Source organism: Blautia sp. RTP21359st1_E11_RTP21359_211015, from assembly GCF_040910705.1.
In the GTDB taxonomy this organism is placed as follows: Bacteria; Bacillota; Clostridia; order Lachnospirales; family Lachnospiraceae; genus Blautia_A; species Blautia_A fusiformis.
Genome location: NZ_JBDGAB010000072.1, coordinates 1 through 16,759, shown reverse-complemented (window position 1 = coordinate 16,759; position 16,759 = coordinate 1). Strand labels below are relative to the sequence as shown.

Annotated in this window: 12 protein-coding genes and 1 pseudogene; 11 read left to right on the top strand and 2 right to left on the bottom strand. The window is 43.2% G+C overall.

Annotated elements, in window-relative coordinates; genetic code table 11:
* Positions 1–101 (bottom strand): annotated as a pseudogene (locus tag AB5026_RS17115) (transposase); the annotation flags it as partial.
* Between the two features lie 407 nt (positions 102–508).
* Here AB5026_RS17115 and AB5026_RS17110 point away from each other — a divergent pair.
* From AB5026_RS17110 to AB5026_RS17060, 11 genes are all read left to right on the top strand, one after another.
* The gene (locus AB5026_RS17110; protein WP_022427075.1) at positions 509–2,125 is read left to right on the top strand and encodes a mannitol dehydrogenase family protein; all 1,617 of its coding nucleotides are present in this window, start codon (positions 509–511) and stop codon (positions 2,123–2,125) included.
* Between the two features lie 56 nt (positions 2,126–2,181).
* Positions 2,182–2,481, top strand: a complete 300-nt coding sequence (locus tag AB5026_RS17105) for an HPr family phosphocarrier protein (RefSeq protein WP_244095968.1) — start codon at positions 2,182–2,184, stop codon at positions 2,479–2,481.
* Between the two features lie 38 nt (positions 2,482–2,519).
* Complete coding sequence (locus tag AB5026_RS17100; protein ID WP_368213984.1) at positions 2,520–3,404, top strand: carbohydrate kinase; 885 nt, start codon at positions 2,520–2,522, stop codon at positions 3,402–3,404.
* 93 nt (positions 3,405–3,497) lie between these two features.
* A complete protein-coding gene (locus AB5026_RS17095) occupies positions 3,498–3,890 on the top strand; it encodes a VOC family protein (protein ID WP_015526181.1) in 393 nt (130 codons plus the stop codon).
* A 142-nt stretch (positions 3,891–4,032) separates the two neighbouring features.
* Positions 4,033–4,677, top strand: a complete 645-nt coding sequence (locus AB5026_RS17090) for a GntR family transcriptional regulator (protein WP_173739759.1) — start codon at positions 4,033–4,035, stop codon at positions 4,675–4,677.
* Positions 4,678–4,853: 176 nt separating this feature from the next.
* Positions 4,854–6,233, top strand: coding sequence for an APC family permease (locus AB5026_RS17085; RefSeq protein ID WP_110102972.1), 1,380 nt, complete (start codon positions 4,854–4,856; stop codon positions 6,231–6,233).
* Positions 6,226–7,635, top strand: a complete 1,410-nt coding sequence (locus tag AB5026_RS17080; RefSeq protein WP_110102971.1) for a serine hydrolase — start codon at positions 6,226–6,228, stop codon at positions 7,633–7,635. The genes AB5026_RS17085 and AB5026_RS17080 overlap by 8 nt, the downstream gene beginning before the upstream one ends.
* A gap of 188 nt (positions 7,636–7,823) precedes the next feature.
* Complete coding sequence (locus AB5026_RS17075) at positions 7,824–8,834, top strand: leucine-rich repeat protein (protein WP_110102970.1); 1,011 nt, start codon at positions 7,824–7,826, stop codon at positions 8,832–8,834.
* Positions 8,831–10,183 (top strand): VWA-like domain-containing protein, encoded by a 1,353-nt coding sequence (locus AB5026_RS17070; protein ID WP_368213981.1) that lies wholly within the window; start codon positions 8,831–8,833, stop codon positions 10,181–10,183. The genes AB5026_RS17075 and AB5026_RS17070 overlap by 4 nt, the downstream gene beginning before the upstream one ends.
* Before the next feature lie 145 nt (positions 10,184–10,328).
* Positions 10,329–12,743: a glycosyl hydrolase family 65 protein gene (locus AB5026_RS17065; RefSeq protein WP_015526176.1), complete on the top strand. Its 2,415-nt coding sequence runs from the start codon at positions 10,329–10,331 to the stop codon at positions 12,741–12,743.
* 96 nt (positions 12,744–12,839) lie between these two features.
* A complete protein-coding gene (locus AB5026_RS17060; RefSeq protein WP_368213979.1) occupies positions 12,840–15,539 on the top strand; it encodes a cellobiose phosphorylase in 2,700 nt (899 codons plus the stop codon).
* Positions 15,540–15,676: 137 nt separating this feature from the next.
* On the opposite strand, the gene AB5026_RS17055 is transcribed toward AB5026_RS17060, so the two are convergent.
* Positions 15,677–16,417, bottom strand: coding sequence for a helix-turn-helix transcriptional regulator (locus tag AB5026_RS17055; protein WP_368213977.1), 741 nt, complete (start codon positions 16,415–16,417; stop codon positions 15,677–15,679).
* Between the last annotated feature and the right edge of the window lie 342 nt (positions 16,418–16,759).

The window sequence follows — 16,759 nt, the reverse complement described above, 5'->3', positions numbered from 1 at the left end:
TCATTCTTCTCACCCTGGCTTTCTATATACTGCCGTATCGTTTCAATCGTTGCTCCGCCTGCACTGAGCAGACAGAATATCTGACCCCAGAATGCATCTTTCATGGTCTAACTCCATTATATTTATCATCCTTTTTCTTATATCAACGGATATGTATTTATGAACTAATTGTTCTTTTCAGTATACTACATCAGGGAAGGGAGAACAAGTGTTTCTTTTATACTATAGAGATTTTTTTGAGCAGACATGCTCCGATGTGCAATTCATCTCACCACCTGAAGAGGTGAGAGAATTCTTGCTACATTTGTTAAATGTATTTTAGTATAAATTTGCGGGAAATGCAATGTAGGGGAGAACGGGTAAAAGTAAACAAAAAAATAAGAGTAAAATTAGACGCTTTGCCAATAGATTTTTAAAAAGGAAAGTTTTATACTCTACTTACAGTTAAGACATAAACATAAGTAAAAGACATAAATAACGAAATGAACGAAAAAAAGGAGGTTCTATCATGAAATTAACAAGAGAAGGAATCAAAGAGCGTGAAGCATGGGAGAAAGCAGGCATCAATCTTCCAGGATACGATGTAGAGGCAGTTACTGAGAAAGCGAAGAAGGAGCCAGGCTGGGTACATTTCGGAATCGGAAATATCTTCCGTGTATTTATCGGAGGTATTGCAGATGGTCTTCTGGAAGGGGGAGTTCTTGACAGAGGCATCACATGTGTAGAGACCTTTGATTATGATGTAGTAGATAAGATTTACGCGCCATATGACAACCTTGGCTTAAATGTCATTCTCCACGGTGATGGAACCCGTGAATACAAAGTTCTTGGGGCGCTTGCAGAAGCAGTGAAAGCACAGTCATCTGATGCTGGACAATGGGACCGCCTGAAAGAAATTTTTGCGGCTAAATCCCTGCAGCTGGTTTCCTTCACTATCACAGAAAAGGGTTATGCACTCCAGAAAGCAGACGGAACATGGTTCCCGTTTGTGGAAGCAGATATTAAGAACGGACCGGATAAGGCAACGGGAGCAATGGCAGTTCTTGTGGCTATGCTGAATGAGAGATATAAAGCAGGGAAATATCCGATCGCCCTGGTATCCATGGACAACTGCTCACAGAACGGCGCCAAGCTTCGTGAGTCCGTGCTGACTATGACAGAGGAATGGCATAAAGCGGGCTTCGTAGATGATGGCTTCGTAGATTATGTAACGGACGAGAAGGTGGTTGCATTCCCGTGGACCATGATCGACAAGATCACACCTCGTCCAAGCGAGCAGATCGCAGCAGACCTTGAGAAGCTTGGCGTTGAAGACATGCAGCCGGTGATCACAGGAAAGAAGACATACATAGCACCATTTGTTAATGCTGAGAAGCCACAGTATCTTGTTATCGAGGACAGCTTCCCTAACGGACGCCCTGCTCTGGAAAAAGGCTTCGGCGTATATATGGCGGACAGAAATACCGTCAATCTTTCCGAGAGAATGAAAGTAACCGTATGCCTGAATCCTGTACATTCCGCAACCGGCCCTCTTGGTGTGGTACTTGGCTATGATCTGTTTGCACATATGCTGAACACGAACGAAGATATGATGAAAATGGCCCGTATGGTTGCTTATGACGAGGGACTTCCGGTAGTTGCAGATCCTGGAATCCTTTCCCCGCAGGCATTTGTGGATGAACTCTTTAATGACCGTTTCCCGAATGAGTATCTTGGAGATACCAACCTTCGTCTGGCTGTAGATGTGTCCCAGATGGTAGGTATCCGTTTCGGTGAGACTGTAAAAGCATATGTGAAGAAATTTGGAGATGCTTCCAGACTGACAGCAATCCCGCTGGGAATCGCAGGCTGGCTGAGATACATGCTGGCTGTAGATGACGAAGGAAACAAATTTGAGCTTGCACCGGACCCGATGAATGAGGAGATCACAGAGCAGCTTGGCGATATCGTGATCGGAAAACCGGAAACCTTCAAGGATCAGCTGAAGCCGATCCTTTCCAATGAGAGATTGTTCTTCACAGACCTTTATAAAGATGGTGTCGGAGAGAAGATCGAGGATATGTTCCGTGAGATGATCGCAGGACCCGGAGCTGTAAAGGCAACTATTCATAAATATGTAAAATAAAACCAGGGTTACGAGAACGGTTTATGTAAGTATTTTGCATAGGAGAGTAGACAAAAATGATAGTAAAAGTAATTTTAGGCACAATGCAGAATGCAAGAAAGCTGGTAAGTATTGCAGAATCCATCCCCTATGATGTAGAATTATGTTATGGCCGTTATGTTGTAAATGCGAAGTCTATGCTTGGTGTCTTAAGTATGCCTGAGTTTGACGAGGGAGAGCTTCATATACATACAGATAATGAGAAAGAATGCGAGAAGATCCTTTTTCAGCTGCTTGATCAGAACCTTATTGTGGACACAGGAGATGCTGTGAAAAGATCCATCTATGATATCACACAACCTTTGGTGAGATCCTGATCGATTTTACATCTCAGGATATCAATGAGGATGGACAGATGCTGTATGCCAGAAATCCGGGCGGTGCACCTGCCAATGGTGCAGTTGCAGCCAGCAGACTGGGAGCTCATACTGCATTTATCGGTAAAGCAGGAAAAGATATGCACGGAAAGTTCCTGAAATCTGTTCTTGAGAAAGAAAACGTGGATACCAAGGGTATGCTCCTGGACGAAAATTATTTTACTACACTGGCTTTTGTGGAAGTCAGCGAGACTGGAGAGAGGACTTTCTCTTTTGCAAGAAAACCGGGAGCGGATACGAAGATCCAGAAGGAAGAAGTGGATGTGGATGTGCTGGATCATACCCATATTTTTCATGTTGGATCCCTGTCCCTGACGGATCAGCCTGCAAGAGATACCACGTTTTATGCGGTAAAAAGAGCAAAAAACAAGGGCAGCGTGATTTCTTACGATCCCAATTACCGTGCATCTCTGTGGCCGGATGAAAAGACAGCGAAGAAGCATATGAGAAGCCTGGTTCCCTATGTGGATCTTATGAAGATTTCGGATGAAGAGACAGAACTTCTGACAGATCATAAGGATGTCCGGGAAGCAGCAGAAGCACTGTACAGCCAGGGCGTGAAAGTTGTGGCAGTTACACTTGGCGGCGAAGGAGCATATCTTTACGGCAAGGATGGCGGCTGTATGGTACCGGGATTTGCAGTGAAACAGATCGCAGACACGAACGGAGCCGGAGATTCTTTCTGGGGCGGTTTCCTGTACAAAGTCAGCACAGCAGAGAAACATCTGGACGAGCTGACCCAGGAGGATCTGAAGGAATTTGCCCGTTTCGGCAATGCAGTGGCCAGTCTCTGCGTGGAGAAAAAAGGTGCGATCCCGGCAATGCCGGAGCTTGCACAGGTGGAACGCAGAATTGCAAAGTGATCGTATTCATAAAACTGTAGCAGAGTTGAATCTAAATTGCGAAGCGATTGTGTTTATGAGTATGTCAGATTTATGAAAGGATGGGGTTTTGAAATGAATTTAAAAGATCAGATGAACGGAGTTCAGCACGTAGGTGTGCCAACCAATGATATTGAGACAACCATTAAATTTTATGAGGCACTGGGATTTAAGATCGCTTTCCAGACGGTGAACGAGGCTGCCAATGAGAAGGTTGCTTTCCTGAAGCTTGGAAATCTTGTGATCGAGACTTACGAGAACAAAGCAGCAAAAATGGAATCCGGCGCCATTGACCATGTTGCCATTGATGTGAAGGATGTGGAGAAAGTCCACGAGCTGGTGACAGCAGCCGGACTGAATACTACCAATGATGAAGTCCATTTCCTGCCGTTCTGGGAGAATGGTGTGAAGTTCTTTACTATTGAAGGCCCGAATAAGGAGAAGGTGGAGTTCAGCCAGTATTTATAAAATGTGTAAGTCAGTTAAGTCTCCTGCAAGAATGTGGGTACCTGTCTTAATGGGAATTTACAATACAGTAAAAATACGCTAGAATAGAATACTGTTAATATTCATCTAAATAAAAAAGATCTATAAGAACAGGAGTATATACATGCTGGGACTTAAACCAATAAAGACTTTACCCATAAGAGAAAAGATTGCGGCGAATCTCAGAGAGGCAATTCTTTCAAAAAAAATTCCGGCGGGGGAAATTCTGACACTGGAAAGTACTGCGCAGGAACTTGGAGTGTCCATTACACCTACAAGAGAAGCCTTTCAGATTCTGGCAAGAGATGGACTTCTGGAACTGGAGCGAAATAAACGTGCAGTAGTTCTTGGAGTGAATGAAAAAACGATCCGCGAACATTTTCAGGTGCGGGCGGCACTGGAAAGTGAAGCCTGTGTTTTGTGTTGTGAAAATAAGATCGATTTTCAGAGGATTGATCAGATCCTCAAGGTTTCCAGAGAAGAGATAGAAAAAGGTGATTTTGAAAGTTATTCAAGTCTCAATCAGACTTTGCACATGGAATTATGGACAGCAGCAGGAAATGATAAACTTAAAAATATGCTGTCAGAACTGTGGAACGGACTGTCCAGAGGCGTACTGGTAAATGAAGAAGAGTACGTAAGAAAATCTCTGAAAGAGCATGAGGAAATTGTAGAAAGTATTCGAAAAGGTGATGCTATGGAATGTTATCTGCGTATGCAGAAACATATAAAAAGCAGTTGTGAGAACTTTGTGCAACGGTATAATTAGGCTGTAGAAATTACCATTTTTCTGTAAAAAGTATACAAAAACAGAACAGATAATTTTTACAAAACGCCGAAATTGTTAATTGTTATTGACAGTTACGGCGTTTTTCACTATTCTTTATGTATACAATATAAAAAATAAAAAATAAAAAGTAAAAAAGTAAAGAAAGGCGCAATGAAATGAACGACAAGAACATAATTGTGAACAAGCCGGAACCGAAACCGGGTATACTTGAGCGTGGTGATCTTTTTGCGATCGCAGTAGGAATGGTAATCGGCTCCGGAATGGTAACTCTGATCGGACCGGCAATGGCTTATACCGGTTATTCTGTATGGCTTGCTTATCTGACAGCGATTGTCATGGGATTCTTTATGGTTTTTCCGTATATTATTCTTGGTGGGACCATGCGCGTGGCAGGAGGCCCGTATTCCATCGTAACGAACCTTTCCGGAGTCAGCACCGGAGGTCTGGTAGCTTATACGAAACTGGTAACGCCGATCCTCAACAGTTCTTTTGCGTTGGCACTGGGATTGTATTTGAATAATCTCCTCCCGGGAATTACAGTGAAAGCACTGGCAATCGCAGGTGTTGTTATCCTGTTTGTTCTGAATCTTCTGGGAATGGATATTTTTGCAAAGGTAAGCAAGATATTATCAACGGTTCTTCTGATCACAATGGTTCTGTATGTTGTTTTCGGACTTACACAGATCAGACAGCCGATCTTTGATTTTTCAGGAGATAAGATGTTTACCGGCGGCTTTAAAGGCTTTATGCTGGCGGCACTTCTTCTTATCAATTCCGCAAATGGTTACTACAATGTTCTGTGGTATGGTAAAGACGCGAAAAGAGCAACGAAAGATGTTCCGTTTGCGGCAATGTCCTGCGTGCCATGTCTGCTTTTTATTTATGTGGGCCTTGCGATGGTTACAGGTGGGGTGCTTCCTCACGATAAGGTTGCAGGTGTGGAAACAATCCTTCCGGCAGCACAGGAGATCCTTCCTGGTATTGTGTATAAACTTTTTATGATCGGCGGACCGATCATGGCAATCATCACTACTTTGAATGGTGTATTTAATGATGTACGATATCCGATCGCTCAGGCTGCCAAGGATGGATGGCTGCCGAAAGGAATTCTGAAGGAAAACCGTTTCGGAGCACCGTACCTGATCTATACCTACACACTGATCGTAGTGTTGCTTCCGATCATTTTTGATATGAGTATCGTGACGATCACAAATATTTTCCAGGTGATCACATTTTTTATGAATGTTACAGTTGTGTATGCAATTTCACGTCTTCCGAAGAAATATCCGGATACCTGGAAGAAGAACAAATTTCACCTTTCCAGTGCAGGACTTTACGTATTCTGTACCATCAGTATCATCATTTACACGATTATTTTTATAAAAGGAATTTTCAGTATTAAACTTGTATATGCAGTATCTGCTGTTATAGTTATGGTTGCATTGATCCTGATTGGTGTATATCTCACCAGAAAAGGTGGAATCCGTATCGAGACATCCATATGGCAGCCTGCAGAGGAGGAAAAAAATGAATGAATTAAATCCGTTCAAGCTGGCAAAAATGCTTGAGGAACTTGAGAACACCGTAGAATTACACAGTATTTCTGTACGGTATAAAGGAGAAAAGGTTGTTGAAGGAGCCTGGGCACCTTTCTCAATGGAAGAGCCGCAGATGATGCATTCTTTATCAAAGATCGGAACAAGTATCTGTGTTGGATTTGCGGTGGATGAGGGAAAACTTCATCTGGAGGATAAATTTCTGGATTATGTGAGAGAAGATCTTCCGGATGAATATGATGAAGCCCTGGAAAATATTACCGTATATGATCTTCTTACCATGCAGGCCGGTTCCCCGGAATGCTGTAATAATGTATGGTTTTCCAGACTGGAAAAAGACTGGGAGAAGAATTGGCTTGGACAGCCTAAGCTGAAAGAAGATATCGGAAAAGTTTTTCATTATGATTCCGGATGCAGCTATACACTTTCCAGGATCGTGACCAAAGTTATGGGTGAAAACTGTCTGTCCATTATGCAGAAACGTGTTTTTGACAAACTTGGTTTTGGAAAGATCAACTGGCTTACAAGTCCTGAGGGACATAATACCGGCGGCTGGGGCATGTATCTGACCGCAGATCAGATTTCCACACTGGCACAGCTCCTTCTCCAGAAAGGAAACTGGAAGGGTGAGCAGCTGGTGCCACAGTGGTGGATCGAAGAGATGGGACAGTCAAGAGTCGTAATTCCCGGAGATGAGAAAAAAGCACTGACTCATTATGCATATCACATCAAAGCAGGAAAAGAGATCTTTGCGGCAGAAGGAGCATTTGGACAGTATTTGGTGTGCTTCCGGGAACTTCCGGTTGCCATTGGCATTACCGCAGGTGCGAGAGAATATCTTGCGGCAGATATCTGCCTTAAATATATGAAGGAAGCAGTTTCCATACCTTGCCCGGAAGAAAAACGGGAAGAAGGAGAGAAATATCTGGAAGCAAAAATAAAAAGCCTTTCTCTGCCACAGCCGGAAGGCAGACTGAAAACTGCGGAAAAAGAACTCAGTGGATTATTTAACCGGGAGATTATTTTTACAGAAAATCCGAGAAACATTGAAAGTGCAAAGATCATTCCGGAAGGATGTAAACTGCGTCTGGAAATGATAGTCCAGGGTGAGAAAAAGATTGCTTATGCAGGATTTAAGAGCTGGAAACAGAACGATCTTTATCCGGATGATTTTACAAAGAGATATCACAGCATTGCTTATGGAATGGATCAGGAAACGTTATATCTGTCTGTGGGACTGCTCAACACTTCCTACAGGGAAGAGTATTCCTTCTGGGTCAATTCTAAAGATACCGTGATCGCGACCTGGAGACCTAACGTTACCTATCTTCCGGAACAGCCGGATATGGTATGGAAGTTTACAGGAAACTTTAAATCCTGAAGAGAAAAAACTCAAAGTATAGACCGATAAAAATATAGCAATTCCTCCAACCTTATGATAAAAGAAACGAACAACCCGCAGGATACTGACTTGCCATCAGTGGTCCGATGGGTTGTTTTTTGTTTGGAATAAGTCTACAATAGGAAACAGAAATTTTTATTATTGTGACATAGGGAAGAAAGTGTACGATGAAAATACATTACAGAATTAAAAATAATGCAATAGAGATCGTTCGGTGTTATGGTACCGATGACCGGATCGTGCTGCCGGAAGAGATCAATGGTCTTCCGGTAGTCAGTGCGGCGCCGTATGCGTTTTCTGCACATAAGGATGGAGAAGAAGATGCAGAAACCTGGGAGAGCGAAGATGTAATTTCGTTCGGAGAAGAGAGACTTCTTGCCGGAGAGGAAGTGCAGGAGATCGTTTTTCCCGATACACTGAAGGAAATCGGAAGATATATTTTTTATGGATGCAAAAAGCTGGAGCGGCTGGAATTTTCGGATACGCTGATGCAGGTGGGAACCGGGGCGTTTACGGGCTGTAGCGGGCTGAAGGAGCTTGTGATCCATCAGAAAAAAGGGCTCAAGTCCTGTGCAAAGGAGATCCTCGGTGAGCTGTGGCAGAAGATTGATGTGGATTTTCTGTATGAAAATGGTGAGGCAGGTGGAAAACGTGCGCATATGGTTTTTCCGGAGCATTATGATGAGGCGGTGGAGAATACGCCTGCGAGAATTTTGTTTACGGAGTATCATGGCTCAGGGACCAATTACCGGCAATGCTTCTACAGCAAAGAACTGGATTTCGCAGAGTATGACAGCCTGTTTGATATGGCAGTGGTAATGGATAAGCTGGAGGTTCTGGTTGATATGAGCTTTGGGCGGCTTCGTTATCCGTGGCAGCTCAGTGAAAAGGCGAAGAAGCAGTATGAGGATTATATCCAGGGAAATCTTAAGGATATCGGGGAATTTCTGGTGGAAAGCGGAAGCTTAAATGGTCTGGAGCTGCTTTCTCGGGAAAAACTCTGGAACAGAGAGGGCCTGGAACATAGTATTGATGTGGCGTCCGGGAAGAAGGATATGGAGATTTCCGCATTTCTGATGAATGAACGCAGCCGGATGCTGAAGGAAGAGCAGAAGGTGGCCGGGGAGACAGAAAATGAGAGGTGCCCTGTTAAAAGGAGAAAGAAGTTTCAGTTATGAGTGATATAGAAACAACTGAAAAAAATAAAAATAACTTCCTGCCCGGTAAGGGATCCAATCCCCAGGAGGCGGCCCAGCGTCTCCAGGACATCGGCAGCAGCATCCTCCGGGCGGCAAGAGACGAGCTGTATCTTGGCATGCGTTTTCTGGATGTGGCGCTGAGCAGCTTTATTTATCAGATGGATGGTTCGGTCAGTCCGTTTGGAACAGACGGGGCTGTGATGTACTTCCATCCGGCACAGCTTGGCGGGCTTTATAAAGAAAACAGGATTCTTGTGAATCGAGGATATCTCCATATGGTATTTCACTGCATTTTCCGGCACTTTGGGAAGCCGGGAATAGAGAAGCGTTTGTGGAATTTAAGCTGCGATATTGCAGTGGAGCATATGATCGACGGGATCTACCACCGCTCAGTCCGATATTCCAGAAGTCTTCTCCGGAGGGAAACCTACCGTCTTCTGGAAAAGGAAAAGAAGACGCTGAATGCAGAGAGAATCTACAAGATTCTGAAAGAAGAATTTCTGAAGGAAAAAGAACTGGCACAGCTGGAAAAAGAGTTCTACGTGGACGACCATAAATACTGGGCAAACCAGCAGCCTGACCGGAAACCCAATCCCCTGATGAGTAAAAAATGGGGAGATATCAGCGATGGGATCGAGACAGATCTGGAGACCTTTTCCAGGGAGTCAGGAGAGCAGGACGGAGATTTTCTGGACCAGCTGAAAATAGAGAACCGGGAACGATATGATTATCGGGAATTTCTGCGGAAGTTTGCAGTATTTCGGGAAGAACTGACTGTGGATCCGGACAGCTTTGATTATAATTTTTATACCTACGGGCTTTCCCTTTACGGGAATATGCCGCTGATCGAACCCCTGGAAACCAGAGAAGTGAAAAAAGTTTCGGACTTTGTCATTGTGATCGATACCTCCATGTCCTGTTCAGGAGAACTGGTACAGAGATTTCTGGAGGAAACTTATGGGATCTTAAGCGACAGCGGGAATTTTTTCCAGAAGGTAAATATACACATTATCCAGTGTGATGAGAAGGTGCATTCGGATGTAAAGATCACCGGTGCAGAGGAATTGCAGGAGTATATGAACAGCCTGGAACTTTACGGTGATGGAGGTACAGATTTCCGTCCGGCTTTTGCTTATGTGGAAGAGCTGATGGAAAAACGTGAGTTTGAAAATCTGAAGGGACTGGTGTATTTTACAGACGGTTACGGTATTTTTCCGGCAAAGATGCCGCCATACCGGACAGCATTTGTATTTATGGAGCAGGAGCCTGAGGATGTGGATATCCCGGCCTGGGCCATGAAGCTGGTGATCACGGAGGAAGAATTGTAAAGAATTATATCCATATCTTATGTCATGAATCTGATATTTTAATCTTTTATTTTGTATATTGCTATCTGCATATCAGTTATAGTGTAGAAAATAGGTAACAGCAGACAATGTTACGGAAAATATACAGAACAGGAGATTGTATGGCATGAGATATGGGTATTTTGATGAAGAAAAAAAGGAATATGTGATTACCAGGCCGGACACACCTGCTCCGTGGGTGAATTATTTGGGATCGCCGGAATACGGAGCAATCGTTTCCAATAATGCAGGGGGATACAGCTTTGCAAAATCCGGGGCGAACGGCAGAATCCTGAGATATATTTTTAATCAGTTTGATCAGCCGGGAAGATATATTTATCTCAGGGATAATGACACAAAAGATTATTGGTCAGCATCCTGGCAGCCGGTTGGCAAAGATCTCAGTGAGTATAAAAGTGAATGTCATCATGGCACAGCCTATACTAAAATGATGGCAGATTACAGCGAGATACATTCAGAGGTGAGATACTATGTACCGCTTGGGCAGTCCTACGAGGTATGGAATCTGAAAGTTACCAACTGCTCAGACAGAAAACGTGAGATCAGTGTGACTGGATATGCAGAGTTTACAAATAACAGCAATTATGAACAGGATCAGGTGAATCTGCAGTATTCCCAGTATATTACAAGAACAGTATTCTGTGGAGATCGTGTACGTCAGATGATCCATGCGAATCTGGACGGCCTTAAGGATGGGGAAGAGGTTGATAACAAGAACGTGTTCAACCGATTTTTCGGCCTGGCTGGAGAGAAGGTTTCTTCCTGGTGTGGTGACAGGGAAAAATTCCTTGGAAGATATCACGGATACAACAATCCAGCAGGGGTTGAAGCTGGTGTATTATGTAATGAGGGAAATTATAATGAAAACAGCTGTGGAGCTCTTTCAGCTGTAATTACTCTGGAACCGGGAGAAAGTCGGGAAATGGCTTTTCTGGCAGGAATGAAGGAGGATAATGAAGCAGCGGAGATTATAGCACATTATGCAGACTGTGAAAAAACATGCGCGGTGGAGCTTGAAGAACTGATCAGTTACTGGCACGGACAGCTTGCACATTTTCAGATCAGAACACCAAGTCCGGAATTCGATACCATGATCAATACATGGAACGCATATAACTGTTTTATGACATTTATCTGGTCACGTGCAGCATCTTTTACTTATTGCGGACTTCGTAACGGATATGGATACCGTGATACTGTACAGGATATCCAGGGTGTGATCCATCTTGCACCCCAAATGGCACTGGATAAGATCCGTTTCATGTTGTCAGCACAGGTAGATAACGGCGGCGGTCTTCCACTTGTGAAATTCACACATAATCCGGGACATGAGGATACACCGGATGATGCATCCTATGTACAGGAAACCGGTCATCCGGCATACCGCGCAGATGATGCACTCTGGCTGTTCCCTACTGTATACAAATATATTTCAGAGACAGGAAATTTTGCATTCATCGATGAAGTGATCCCGTTTGCAAACAAGGATGAAGGAACTGTATACGAGCATCTGAAAAGAGCTATTGACTTCTCCATGAACCATCTTGGCAGACATGGAATGCCGGCCGGACTTTATGCAGACTGGAATGATTGTCTGAGACTTGGAAAGGATGGGGAATCTACTTTCGTTGCATTACAGTTCTATTATGCAATGACTATCCTGAAAGAGTTTGCAAAATACAAAAAAGATGAAAAATATATAAAATACCTGGAAGAAAAACAAGAGCAGCTTGGAAAATTGATCCAGGAACTCTGTTGGAATGAAGATCGTTTTATCCGTGGGTTTACGGAGCGGGGAGAGGTTATCGGAAAGAGAACTGACCCGGAGGCAAACATGTGGCTGAATCCACAGAGCTGGGCTGTGATCAGCGGCCTTGCAACAGAGCGGCAGGCAGATCTGGCTCTTCAAATGGTTTATGAAAGATTGAATACAGAATACGGTGCAATCCTTATGGATCCTCCATATCATGCAAATGCTTTCGACGGAGCACTTGCGGTTATCTACAATGCAGGAACAAAGGAAAATGCGGGAATCTTTTCACAGTCACAGGGATGGCTCATTCTGGCAGAAGCACTTTGCGGACATGGTGAGCGTGCATTTAATTATTTCCTGGAGAATGCTCCGGCAGCGCAGAATGACAGGGCTGAGATCAGACAGCTGGAGCCATACTGCTATGGACAGTTTACAGAAGGAAAAGCAAGCCCGAATTTCGGACGATCTCATGTGCACTGGCTGACAGGAACAGCATCTACTGTGATGGTAGGATGTGTAGAAGGAATTCTTGGCATGCGTCCGGATTTCTATGGCTTACGTATAGCACCATCGATTCCAAAAGAATGGGAGAAGTTTGAGATAAGCAAGGATTTCCGTGGATGTCATCTCCATATCACTGTGAAGAATCCGGGACATGTGGAAGCCGGATGTAAAAAACTCTATGTAAATGGAGAAGAACTTCCGGGTAATTATATTCCGCAGGAGAAACTTACCGGTGAGACAGAAATTGAATTCTATATGTCATGACATAATGGATATAAATTGCGAGGAGATCACATTTATGAATACAAAGTAAAATGGAATATAAATACCGTTTTATTTTGGCAGGAAGGAGATCACAGAATGAAATATATAAAATTTCAGGATAAAAATGGAAGCTTTTCCATAGAAAATCCGGAGAATTACAGCGGTTTATATATACCTCTGGCCGGAGAAAACGGATTGAAATCCGCGATCACCTCTTCTCTGGGAGGAGACAGCAAACTGGATCAGAATCATTTTCTGCTGGAACCGGTAAGCATTGAGAATCTTCATAATAATCGAAACACCAGAAATTTCTGGTGCAAGATAAAAGGAAAAGGTTACTGGTCAGCATGCGGAGTTTCGGCAGAACAGGAATTTCAGAAATATACTGATAAACAGGATAAAAGCAGCCTGGAAGCCGGATTTATGTGGCAGAAGCTGCACAGAACTTCTGAGAAATACGGACTTCAGTCAGAGATTTTGTCTTTTGTGACAGTGAAAGGTGATGCGGAGGTCCATCTTGTAAAGATTACCAATATTGAAGAGGAAGAACAGGAGATCACACCGGTTGCTGTAATACCTGTATATGGAAGAAGTGCAGACAATCTCAGAGATCACAGGCATGTGACTTCCCTTTTGCACAGGATAAGAACAACGGAGTACGGTGTTGAAGTAAAACCGGTGCTTTCTTTTGATGAAAGAGGTCATCAGAAGAATAATACTGCATATTTTGTATATGGATCTGAAGGCGAGGGAACGGAACCGGAAAGCTTTTATCCTGATGTGGAAATGTTTATCGGAGAAGGCGGTTCTTTCCTGATTCCGGAGGTGGTCAGAGAAGAGAAAAAAGGTGTTCCGGCAGGGACAGAAATTGAAGGAAAGGAAGCTGTCGGTGGTATTCGTTTTGCATCCAGGGTTCTGAGACCACATGAAACAGCTGTATATGTTGTGACAGCGGGAATATCTGAAAAAAATCAGCTGCCGGAGGAGACTGCACGGTTTTACAGAACTGAAAAACAGGTTGCAAGAGAATTTGAACATGTAAAAAAACACTGGACAGAAAAAGTGAATGTTTCTTTTGAGACAGGTGATGAGGACAGAGATAATTATCTGAAATGGATCTGTTTCCAGCCGATATTAAGAAGAATTTACGGTTGTTCATTCCTCCCGTATCATGATTATGGAAAAGGTGGAAGAGGCTGGCGTGATCTCTGGCAGGACTGTCTGGCACTTCTGATCATGGAGCCTTCTGTTGTACGTCAGATGATCGTCGATAATTACGGTGGAGTACGCATCGATGGAACCAATGCCACGATCATCGGAAACAGACAGGGGGAATTTATCGCAGACCGCAACAACATTGCCCGCGTGTGGATGGATCATGCTTTCTGGCCATTTGTGACAACGAAGCTTTATATGGATCAGACCGGGGATATGAATGTCCTTTTTGAGAAGATTCCATATTTCAAGGATCTTCAGACAAAAAGAGGAACTGCGCATGATGAAAAATGGAGCAGTGCCTATGGAGAAAATCAGAAAACAGAATCCGGTGAGGTTTATTACGGAACGGTTCTGGAACACATTTTGCTGGAAAATCTCTGTGCTTTTTATGATGTAGGAGAGCACAACGAGATGAAACTTCACGGGGCAGACTGGAACGATGCCATGGATATGGCATGGGAAAATGGTGAGAGTGTGGCATTTACCTGTGCATATGCTGGAAATATGAAGAACATCGCAGAATATCTGAGAAAACTTCAGGAAAAGGAAATGTTTGACAGGATTGAAGTTGCGGAAGAAATGGAAATCCTGTTTACCGGAGACCGTGAGCTTTATGAAAGCCCGGAGAAAAAGCAGCAGATTCTGAGACAGTACACAGAAAAATGTGCACATGATATCAGCGGAAATACTATTGTGATCCGTCTGGACCAGCTTAGCCGGAATCTGGATGAAAAGGCAGATTGGATGATGGAAAACATCCGCAGAAGAGAATGGGTAAAAGACGGAGAAAACGGCTGGTTCAACGGATATTATGATGATCATAAACGTCCTGTGGAAAGGGCAGAAAGCAGCCAGGTACGTATGATGCTTACCAGTCAGGTATTTGCGATCATGAGTAAAACCGCACAGAAAGATCAGATTGAGTCTATCTGTAAAAGTGTGGATAAATATCTTTTTGACCGTCAGGCAGGAGGATATCGTCTGAATACCAATTTCCATGAAGAAAAATTTGATCTGGGAAGAATGTTCGGGTTTGCTTATGGAGAAAAGGAAAACGGAGCGGTATTTTCCCATATGGCTGTTATGTATGGCAATGCACTGTATAAAAACGGCTATGCAAAAGAAGGACATAAGGTTCTGGAAACGCTTCTGGACGCTGCCATGGATTTTGAGAACAGCAGGATGTATCCTGGAATTCCGGAATATTTTGATAATCAGGGAAGAGGATTGTATGCATATCTTACCGGTGCTGCAAGCTGGTATATGCTGACTATGATCACAGAGGTATTTGGCGTCAGAGGAGATCTTGGAGATCTGGTGATCGCGCCGGCACTGATGCCGGAGCAGTATAATGAGAATGGACAGGCATCTCTTACTATGGAATTTGCCGGAAGAAAGCTGGAGATCTGTATCTGCAATCCGGAGAAAAAACTTCCTTCAGAATATAAAATAAAAACAGTATGGTGTGATGAAAAGGAAATGAAAAACAAACAGAGTACCTGTGTACGTATAGATCGGGAACTGCTCGAAAAGCTTTCTGTAAAAGAAACACACAGGATCAAAGTGGAACTGATGTAACAGAAATCGGTTATACATAATTGTTAAATTACAGAAACAGAAGTATCAATAGGAAAACGGCATCCCACAGTTGTAAAAAGCTGCGGGATGTCGTTTTTGATGCTGATAAAAAATATCAGCCATAATAATAAGGATGTTTACCACATGGATTTGTAATATTTGTCACGGTACTTCTTTGGGGTAAGGCCGGTGAAGTTTTCAAAGATCTGGATAAAATGACTCTGTGAAGAGAAATTCAGATAATTGGCGATATCAACTACTGCTTTATCAGAGTATCGGAGCAGGTGAGTGGCTTTTTCGATTTTTTTCTCGCGGATGTAATCACTTATGGATACTCCAAGATTCTGTTTGAATACTCTGGACAGATAACTGGGAGAGAGTCCGGTATGTTCTGACAGATCCTGAATGGTGATACGCTCTTTAATGTGACCGTAAATATAGTCCACACATTGCATGACCGGTCTGGAAAGAATAGAGCTTTTTTTCTGGAGGATCATTTTTTCGGTAAAATCTCTGGCCATAATATGATGCAGATCTGCAATCTGGCGTACAGTGGTGCAGGAATCCATTTTCAGAATGTAAAAATCGCTGAGACGATATGCCTGTTCAGGCTCCAGTCCACCGTCAATACAGTAACGGGTGAGCATGGCAGTAGTGACAACGAAATGATACTTCAGGTTGGTCAGAGGATTTTTGGAGAGGATACCGGTTCCCTTCAGATGAAGAAAAGAGTCTTCCTCGCAGTTTTTGTTTACAGCTTCCATATCACCGGCTCTTACGGCATTGTAAAAAGAATATTCCACAGAGGGAGAGCGATGAAGAGCTTCCGGTTCTGTATCTTTCAGCTCATTAGTAATCCAGTCTTGGGAAATGGACATATTGATATCCTCCTTATATGTTGATGTTTAAGGAATGTGTTGTTTTTTTATATTATGACATGAATCTGACATTTTGTTAAGATTAATAATATAATCGCAGATAAAAAAATGGTATATTTTCATCATCAAAGGTAAAGCATCGGGGATGCTACAGAAAAAGGAGGATTTATACTATGAAAAAAAGAGCGGTATCTATGATCCTTGCAGCAGCAATGGTTTGTGGAATGATGGCAGCAAATGTAAGCTGTGTATCTGCAAAAGGATCGGATGAGGGAAAAGTGATCAATATTTATTCCTGGAATGATGAGTTCCGTCAGAGACTGGAAGCTATTTATCCGGAAG

Coding starts and splice junctions, on each gene's coding strand:
- AB5026_RS17075 (WP_110102970.1), top strand. CDS start 7,824: ATGAAAATACATTACAGAATTAAAAATAATGCAATAGAGATCGTTCGG.
- AB5026_RS17105 (WP_244095968.1), top strand. CDS start 2,182: ATGATAGTAAAAGTAATTTTAGGCACAATGCAGAATGCAAGAAAGCTG.
- AB5026_RS17080 (WP_110102971.1), top strand. CDS start 6,226: ATGAATGAATTAAATCCGTTCAAGCTGGCAAAAATGCTTGAGGAACTT.
- AB5026_RS17095 (WP_015526181.1), top strand. CDS start 3,498: ATGAATTTAAAAGATCAGATGAACGGAGTTCAGCACGTAGGTGTGCCA.
- AB5026_RS17060 (WP_368213979.1), top strand. CDS start 12,840: ATGAAATATATAAAATTTCAGGATAAAAATGGAAGCTTTTCCATAGAA.
- AB5026_RS17085 (WP_110102972.1), top strand. CDS start 4,854: ATGAACGACAAGAACATAATTGTGAACAAGCCGGAACCGAAACCGGGT.
- AB5026_RS17090 (WP_173739759.1), top strand. CDS start 4,033: ATGCTGGGACTTAAACCAATAAAGACTTTACCCATAAGAGAAAAGATT.
- AB5026_RS17070 (WP_368213981.1), top strand. CDS start 8,831: ATGAGTGATATAGAAACAACTGAAAAAAATAAAAATAACTTCCTGCCC.
- AB5026_RS17065 (WP_015526176.1), top strand. CDS start 10,329: ATGAGATATGGGTATTTTGATGAAGAAAAAAAGGAATATGTGATTACC.
- AB5026_RS17110 (WP_022427075.1), top strand. CDS start 509: ATGAAATTAACAAGAGAAGGAATCAAAGAGCGTGAAGCATGGGAGAAA.
- AB5026_RS17100 (WP_368213984.1), top strand. CDS start 2,520: ATGCTGTATGCCAGAAATCCGGGCGGTGCACCTGCCAATGGTGCAGTT.
- AB5026_RS17055 (WP_368213977.1), bottom strand. CDS start 16,417: ATGTCCATTTCCCAAGACTGGATTACTAATGAGCTGAAAGATACAGAA.